The organism is Enterococcus sp. E4-223, assembly GCF_035727065.1.
Lineage (GTDB): Bacteria > Bacillota > Bacilli > Lactobacillales > Enterococcaceae > Enterococcus_B > Enterococcus_B faecium.
In genome coordinates this window covers 1-7166 of record NZ_JAPMLH010000015.1, presented here as the reverse complement: position 1 = coordinate 7166, position 7166 = coordinate 1, and the positions used below count along the sequence as shown (strand labels likewise).

The window sequence follows — 7166 nt, the reverse complement described above, 5'->3', positions numbered from 1 at the left end:
ACACTGAGTAATTTTAAATCGTAATCTTTATCGGCTAAATAGTCGATGATCCGATCCTTTTCAGAAGCGATGTAACCGATTTCGATGCCTTTTAAAACACGATTGCCAAAACGCTTATTTAAGCTATTGATTGTTTGACTGTACATTTCATAATCGGGGATATCATCGACTTTAGTAACAGGATTGGCTAAGTCAAAATGTTCAGTTGTCACGACGTAACCATCGTAGTTTGTTAAATAGTCCTCATTTCTTGGGAGTTTTGAGACTACTATATGCGTTTTTTTGTTGATTTACCAACATGTTTAGACATTTTCCTCTAGGAAAAAATTAACTAGCACCACGGGTATTTGTATATTAATTTATCTGAATACAAAAAATTAACTTTTCCAGCTCTTGTAGCTGGCTTCTTTTGTTTCTAGCCTAATTATTTTTCTAAAAAGTTATTTGAATAAATACTCTTTTTGAGAGATCTTAGCCAAACCATTTTTTAAATAGCTAGGGATTCTGCGCTAACTTAAACGGCATAACTCAGTTTATACATGGATTCTTTTGATTAATCCAAAGTTGTTTCCAACTCATCCACTGATTCCAAGGTATCCAAGGCATTATTAGATGTACACCTATTCTCATGTGACAAATAAGATAAAAACTGAAACGATAGATATCATGGAGAATTTAAGAAAAAATTCTTGAATTTTACCAAAAAAAGCCACCGGTAACAATCCGGTGGCAAACCCAAAAGAAATCCAGGCTCGAGTTGGTCATTCTAGATTAGTTACTACTATGGATGCTTACGCACATGTAACCAAAAAAATGAAAAATGAAGCTGTTGATATTTTCGCCCAACGTCTGAAAAGATCTTTGATTTAAAATGCAAAAAATTCGCCCAAGTAAAAACTTGGGCGAACATAGGGCGAATATTTTTGAATTTCACAAATTTTGAAAGCTAAGAAACTCCTAAATTCCTTGCTACTTCTTACTTTCTTCCTCATCCATTTTCAGAACGGCCATGAAGGCTTCTTTTCGCAATAATCTAACTGTACTATTCTCTATTAATCTAAGATAGTCTCTAAGCTTCTAGTATTAAAGGTTATAAAGGAACTAAATAATCTCTTCTATCTTTAGGTCATTTCAAAACACCTGAGAAAACCTCAGTCATCGGTGGCAAAATGGTGGCAATATTTTTTTGCTGCATTATTAAAAATAGTAACAAAAACTTTATCACGATATTTCCATTTCCATCATTATCTTACCAAATTCATTTTTCAATTCTATCTAGAACTCTTTGTATTTCAGATCTAACATTGTAAATATCTTCAATATACTGTTGCGCTGTATGATTATCTGGTATTTTATTATTACTAGGACTAGGGTCTTTAATTTCTAACAACCCTAATATTTGATCGGGATACATATCAATTACCTTAAATTTCAAAGAAGATGCGTATAACCAAGATATTTTAATAGAAGGAAAAACACGATTATGGTTTAAATTTGATCCTTCGAATAGATTTGTCAAAGATTTTTATAAGGTATGGGATTCAGAAGTTTTCTTTTTAGCAATCGAAGATAGCTTATTAATCAATCTCTACTATTCTAATAAGAACTACTTTAAAATCCCTGCTGCGAAAACGAGAATGAAGAAAGACGTATATTTTTTGTTTGATATCGTGACTGACGTGCCAGACGCTCGAAGCGATCATCGGCGTTATGACTATATAAAGTATACTTTCGTTGATCCAGAAAGGTATAAAGATTAAAGTAGGCTACCTAAAAAGGTAGCCCGGAACGGATTTTATCACCATACTTATGAAAGGAGATATTTTTAAGTTGGTATTAAGATTGTGTAATATGATGATATCTATATTTTATAGTATCAGTGCTATAAAATCAAAAATAAGTCACTAATTAACTACCACTCCAATTATAAGCCTTTTTTCTCACTTTTTTTCAAAAATATGGTATGCTTTTTAATGGCTTCAAATATAAAAGAGTTTAAAGCGTAACACACTTTTGGGGAAGTGGTTTTTGGGGAACGCTTTAAACTCTTCTTTATTATTATCTCACAATTTAACCCAAATGTCTTTCCATTTAAAAATCAAATTAAAACTTTTCAAATATACAGAAGTATAACTATGTGAAACATCCTTTCATTAATCCATAAAAGGATACATAAAAAAGCCACTCATTTGAGTGGCAATGGAGAAAGACGTATACTTTTTGTTTGATATCGTGGCTGACGTGCCAGACGCACGGAGCGATCATCGGCGTTATGACTATATAAAGTATACTTTCGTTGATCCAGAAAAATATAAAGATTAAATAATTTGATTATTTTTTCAAAATGCTTTACTAAAGTCTATTTCCATTGATATACTATAAATGAGCAAAATTTGACTTTCATTATTTTATGAAGTAAAATATGAAAGTTTTATGCTAAAGGAGGAGTTAATATGGCGATTGCTATGAGTTTAACGGATGCAACTAGCTGGTTTTTATCTAAGCAATCTATGTCACCCAAAAAATTACAAAAAATGTTGTATTATGCTTATTCTTGGGGACTTGTACTTTTAAATGAAGATCCTGAAAATTTGGATAATAAACTTTTTGATGCACAATTTCAAGCATGGGTCCACGGACCTGTCATTCCTGAAATATATTCGGAATATAAGACTTACGGTTTTCGAGATATACCGAAGAAAGAATTTGGCTTTGGTGAAGATTTAGCCTTAGATTCCGAGGTAGAGGATGTTTTAAATCAAGTATTTGAAGTATACAGTGAGTTTAGTGGTAATCAATTGGAAAACCTAACTCATTCTGAAACACCATGGATAGAGGCAAGAAAAGATTGTTTACCTATGGACTCATCTACAAATGTTATAGAAGACGATACTATTTATCAATACTATAGTACTCAATTAGGTGCGTAAAATGGTCGCTAAAAAAAAGAATAAAATCCCAAAGATTAAAGAAACATCTCTAGGAGGAAACATAAAAAAGCCGTCTATTCCTTCGAATAACGGCTTTTCTTTTTATTCAGTTTATCCATGGATTCAAGGAACTAAGAAATTTTTGAAAAAAGAAAACTTTACTAACTTATGCCGTTGCAAAGATGATTTTGCTGATGAAATGTGCCTATTATTCAACGTTATCATTCCTAAACTATACCAAGATTCAGATAAAATATTTAATTTTGGAAGCAAATGGCCGTATCCTCATTGCCATACATTAACCGGCGAAAAGTTAACTTTAGCGATAAAAATAGCAAAGGAAATACATCAAAGAGAGTTCGATACTTTTGAGGGTGACTCAATTTCTTGGTGGCAAGTGGGTATGACTCAAGGAGTTCGTCTAATAGGTCTTTATAATAAGCCACAAAATTGCTTTTATCCTATTTTTATAGATAGGCACCACTTATTGTATCCTGATGATGATTACAATCAACCTAATTTCGAAATGTACGATTATAATCCGATTCATCATTAAAATTTATGTACTGCCCCTCATCGAGGGGCTTTTTTTATCGTTGCGGAATATTCAAATACCAACGCTTATCATGAAAATCTTGCGCACCGCCTTTAGTGTTTCCCTCTGGATCATTCGTTGCCCGCATCATGCATATATTTTTCTAATAGGCTAATTACGAATTTATTTTGTTATGATAAAATAAAATTTGTGAATTGGAAGGTGAAAGAATGTCAGAGGAACAACATAAATTAATAAAAACAGTAAATAATTTTTTACATTGGTATTTAGGTAAAGAATACACACCCAAAGATATCTTAGAATTAATCTTAACTATTGTAGCTATCGTTTTTGTAATATTTGGTTTTTTAAAAAACAAAACATACTATGAAGATGTGTCTCTAGAATTCTACTCTATAGATACGCAAGGAAAATATTTCCCTCAGAATATTTATGATGAAATAGCATTAGATGAAAGTCCCACAAAAATTGTTCTAGTTTCCCCTGCAAACGTGCCCATGAAAGTTGACATCATGAAATTTAAAGATATGAAAAACGATAGTGAACTTATATATAAATCTATGGGTTACTCTAAAACTATTGAGCCTGGTGATGCACTAAAAATTGCCTATACAGAAAGTGAAGGGATTCCTAATTATCAACTTCATATTTCAACAGAATATGGCGAAACAGATGTACCATTGATCTATAACGGAAGATACAACAATATAAATAAAACAAAAATAAAAGCTACTAGAAAAGTTATACCATATTTTTTAGACAAAATATTGAATTAACTATGTACCGCCCCTCATCGAGGGGCTTTTTTTAATATGATAGTACTTGACCTGGATAAATCAAGTTAGGATTTGATAATCCATTGCGCTGTGCCAGCGCTTGATACGTTGTGCCTAACTTAGATGCGATTGATGATAAATTATCGCCTGATCGAACAGTGTATGTTCTAGTAACATTTGCTATTCCGCTCACTTTTAGAACTTGTCCAGCATAGATCTTATTCGGATTGCTTAGTCCATTTAACGAAGCAAGTGCTTGATACGTTGTTCCGTGTTTTGCAGCAATCGAAGATAGTGTTTCTCCATATTGGACGATATGGGTTTGGATAGCAGCTGATGGTTTGTCTGGAACAGTTGTAGAATCTGGCAAGATTTCTACATTTGATTTTTCAATCCAAGATAAAATATTTGCAAGTAAAACTTTGTTGCCATTTATCTGTTGAACCTTGTAGCTTTCTCCTTTTACCCATTGTGGGATTGCTTCTCCAGTTGCCCAGTTTTTCGCTGAAAAATTCACTTTCACAGTGTCGCCCACTTTAATTTCTGATTTTGGCGTATCATTAGCTTCTTCCCCTGCATCCGTTGCTGGAGTATCTGTTGCTGGTTTATCTGAACCTGTATAACCATTGTCTGTAATGCCAGTCAAATCGATATTACCATCTAATCCACCAGCAATATAAGTTGAGGTAAATTGATAGATACCGATACCGTCCAGCGATGGAAAAATATTCCAGTTAGGAGTTGGCGTTACATTATAATCAGGATAAGCAGAGATCCATAGCGAATCTGGAAACTCTTTGATTACTTGCTGATAATAAGCATTAGCTAATAAAAACGGCTTTCCTGAATAAAGCATTGGAGTATAGCCTGCTGCTTTAATTCGCCGCATACCATAAAGAATGGCATCCGTATTAGCTTGCTTATTAGAAGATGCCCCACCCTCGAAATCAATCGCTACAATTGAACCTTTAGGCGTTTGAATCTTTGGCAAGAAATAATCCATCGTTTGTTTAGCAATTGCTGGGGAACCCCACACATCCCACCAAATATAGGTATGCGCTCGTTTGCCTTGCGCAATTGCAGAAGCAACTTGCGTGGAGTAGGTCCATTGGTCATATAAACTAGCTCCGTTATAACCACCAATTTGTGCAATAGCAAATTTATCATGAGCGTACCCAAATCTTCCGTTCTCCCCTTGATAAATCGACCAATCCACACCCTGATCATTTTTTGCAGCAAAACCATTAATTGGCAATAAAAAAAGAGCCGTTAACAGGCTCATCGCAGTAATAGTAATTTTCTTTTTCATTTGTTTCCTCCTATTTTTTTAAGTTATAAGCCGACACACCAGTGATAACGCCTAAAAATGTTGCTACTGCATTGATAGTCAGCACTGTCATATCTGTTCCATTCCATCCATACGCTTTTCCTAACGTGGCTACTAAAACAGATGCAGCTGGTAATACTGTTAAAACCGTCCATTTAATGACTTGATAATACTTATCGGGTAAAATCATTTCTTCTTAACTCCTTTACAATTTAGTCAAGAAATAGCCAATGATTGTAATGCCTAAGCCAATCATATAGCCCCAAGCCCATTTATTATTGTTCTTCATTTCCTTGATGTCTTCTGCATTGTTTAGTGCTACTGAATAGGCTTTATCTGCCAAATCTTTTGCACTATCAGCCTTTTCTCTAAGTGATTCGTAGTTGTCTAATTTTGTTTCAATTCTTACTAATCTCTCCACAACGTCTTGGAGCGCTTCTTCTTTCATGTTCCACCAACTTTCCAACAAAAAAACGCATCACTTAAGATGCGCTCTCTTCTTTGCTAATAATTTTATCTGCTTCTTCGTCTGTAATGCATAGTGGAACGAATAGTCGAACTTGATCGTCAGTAAAACAGCCCCAATCATACATCATTTTCACATCGCTAAAACTAAACATACTACTCACCTCCCTTTGAAGCTGGATTTAGTTGCTCTTTAATTTCTGAAATGTCTTTGCTATTTTGGAACGAAGCAAGCATCGTTTTTGAATTGATTTGTGCTAAACTATCCGCTTTTTCTTTCAATGCAGTATTTTCCTGTTTAATTGCTACATCGTTTAGCATGAGCTCGGCATTGAGCTGTTTTAGGTTGTCGTTCTCGTGTTCCAGAGCCTCGTACATCACTTTGAGATTGTTTAAATCGTTGTGATCTAGTGCGTTCGCTAAAACAATCCATTGGTTCAGTTTAGGATCAAACATCTGATCAGCAATCGTTAGCGGTTCGCCATCAGCACGAATCCCTTCAAGCGGTGGCTGATCCGTGTAAGGAACGGATACAAGCATGTCGTCCAATACTTTTCCTGCGTACTCTCCGCCAGTACGTCCATATTTCCAAATGTTTTTCATTCGTTTCACTCCTTTAATCTAAGATTCTATTTCCATAATGTGCAGCGTGTTTATTTGAGAAAAATCTAACTTCTTACCATCCTGAGTTTCAAAAGTGATATTGAAGTACTCTCCTTTTTTCAACGCGAAAATTCTACTAAAGTGAAGCCCATGCTTCCATTGTAATGCAGTTTCATTTATACCAACACCACCTGCAAAACCAATTGAACTAGTTTGGGCATCGTCTTTATAAAAAGTAATATAACCATACTGGCCAGCTGTTGATCCGCCAAACTGATATCTAACTAGCCCTTCTACCAACAAAGTACAGTCTCGATTAGCTGTGGCTTGCCAATTTCCAGAATTCCAAGTCAACGGATTCTCTTTCATGGATCGATTCAATTTTGCTCCAATGGTGGTTGCTACTGGTCCAATAATTAACCGAGCTTTATTAGAAATTCCAGTTTGTTCAGTTCCTGTTGAATGCCACGCTTCATAAGGCAACGGCTTTTCTTCTACCAGTACATTTT

General features: G+C 34.7%; 9 protein-coding genes and 4 pseudogenes. 5 read left to right on the top strand and 8 right to left on the bottom strand.

Translation table 11 applies throughout. The annotated features are described in order from the left end of the window. A pseudogene (locus OS139_RS13530) lies at positions 1 to 212 on the bottom strand (histidinol-phosphatase); the annotation flags it as partial. A 1245-nt stretch (positions 213 to 1457) separates the two neighbouring features. Between OS139_RS13530 and OS139_RS13520 the strand changes: the two are divergent. The 4 genes and pseudogenes from OS139_RS13520 (at position 1458) to OS139_RS13505 (ending at position 3486) form a co-directional block, all read left to right on the top strand. Then, positions 1458 to 1760: a DUF5960 family protein gene (locus tag OS139_RS13520; protein WP_025481530.1), complete on the top strand. Its 303-nt coding sequence runs from the start codon at positions 1458 to 1460 to the stop codon at positions 1758 to 1760. Positions 1761 to 2199: 439 nt separating this feature from the next. Further along, positions 2200 to 2322, top strand: a pseudogene (locus OS139_RS13515) (DUF5960 family protein); the annotation flags it as partial. A gap of 131 nt (positions 2323 to 2453) precedes the next feature. Then, entirely contained in the window at positions 2454 to 2930 is a 477-nt protein-coding gene (locus OS139_RS13510; protein WP_016627842.1) for a Panacea domain-containing protein, read from the top strand. 1 nt (position 2931) lies between these two features. Beyond that, positions 2932 to 3486, top strand: a complete 555-nt coding sequence (locus OS139_RS13505) for a hypothetical protein (protein WP_016627841.1) — start codon at positions 2932 to 2934, stop codon at positions 3484 to 3486. Positions 3487 to 3520: 34 nt separating this feature from the next. On the opposite strand, the pseudogene OS139_RS13500 reads toward OS139_RS13505, so the two are convergent. Continuing rightward, positions 3521 to 3616 (bottom strand): annotated as a pseudogene (locus OS139_RS13500) (N-acetylmuramoyl-L-alanine amidase); the annotation flags it as partial. Between the two features lie 79 nt (positions 3617 to 3695). On the opposite strand from OS139_RS13500, the gene OS139_RS13495 reads away from it, so the two are divergent. After that, on the top strand, positions 3696 to 4262 hold the full coding sequence (locus OS139_RS13495; protein WP_016627840.1) for a hypothetical protein: 567 nt from the start codon (positions 3696 to 3698) through the stop codon (positions 4260 to 4262). A gap of 31 nt (positions 4263 to 4293) precedes the next feature. Here OS139_RS13495 and OS139_RS13490 read toward each other — a convergent pair whose 3' ends face one another. The 6 genes and pseudogenes from OS139_RS13490 to OS139_RS13465 all read right to left on the bottom strand — a co-directional run. Then, complete coding sequence (locus OS139_RS13490; RefSeq protein ID WP_016627839.1) at positions 4294 to 5571, bottom strand: LysM peptidoglycan-binding domain-containing protein; 1278 nt, start codon at positions 5569 to 5571, stop codon at positions 4294 to 4296. 10 nt (positions 5572 to 5581) lie between these two features. Further along, complete coding sequence (locus OS139_RS13485) at positions 5582 to 5779, bottom strand: phage holin (RefSeq protein WP_002302122.1); 198 nt, start codon at positions 5777 to 5779, stop codon at positions 5582 to 5584. Between the two features lie 15 nt (positions 5780 to 5794). Beyond that, the gene (locus OS139_RS13480) at positions 5795 to 6037 is read right to left on the bottom strand and encodes a hemolysin XhlA family protein (RefSeq protein WP_002312831.1); all 243 of its coding nucleotides are present in this window, start codon (positions 6035 to 6037) and stop codon (positions 5795 to 5797) included. 34 nt (positions 6038 to 6071) lie between these two features. Further along, positions 6072 to 6209: an XkdX family protein gene (locus OS139_RS13475; RefSeq protein ID WP_002290625.1), complete on the bottom strand. Its 138-nt coding sequence runs from the start codon at positions 6207 to 6209 to the stop codon at positions 6072 to 6074. 1 nt (position 6210) lies between these two features. After that, a complete protein-coding gene (locus OS139_RS13470) occupies positions 6211 to 6657 on the bottom strand; it encodes a hypothetical protein (protein WP_016627838.1) in 447 nt (148 codons plus the stop codon). A gap of 18 nt (positions 6658 to 6675) precedes the next feature. Further along, positions 6676 to 7166, bottom strand: a pseudogene (locus OS139_RS13465) (BppU family phage baseplate upper protein); the annotation flags it as partial.

Excerpts from the sequence above, each read along its gene's own strand:
- OS139_RS13510 (WP_016627842.1), top strand. The coding sequence starts at position 2,454 with ATGGCGATTGCTATGAGTTTAACGGATGCAACTAGCTGGTTTTTATCT.
- OS139_RS13505 (WP_016627841.1), top strand. The coding sequence starts at position 2,932 with ATGGTCGCTAAAAAAAAGAATAAAATCCCAAAGATTAAAGAAACATCT.
- OS139_RS13495 (WP_016627840.1), top strand. The coding sequence starts at position 3,696 with ATGTCAGAGGAACAACATAAATTAATAAAAACAGTAAATAATTTTTTA.
- OS139_RS13490 (WP_016627839.1), bottom strand. The coding sequence starts at position 5,571 with ATGAAAAAGAAAATTACTATTACTGCGATGAGCCTGTTAACGGCTCTT.
- OS139_RS13485 (WP_002302122.1), bottom strand. The coding sequence starts at position 5,779 with ATGATTTTACCCGATAAGTATTATCAAGTCATTAAATGGACGGTTTTA.
- OS139_RS13480 (WP_002312831.1), bottom strand. The coding sequence starts at position 6,037 with ATGAAAGAAGAAGCGCTCCAAGACGTTGTGGAGAGATTAGTAAGAATT.
- OS139_RS13475 (WP_002290625.1), bottom strand. The coding sequence starts at position 6,209 with ATGTTTAGTTTTAGCGATGTGAAAATGATGTATGATTGGGGCTGTTTT.
- OS139_RS13470 (WP_016627838.1), bottom strand. The coding sequence starts at position 6,657 with ATGAAAAACATTTGGAAATATGGACGTACTGGCGGAGAGTACGCAGGA.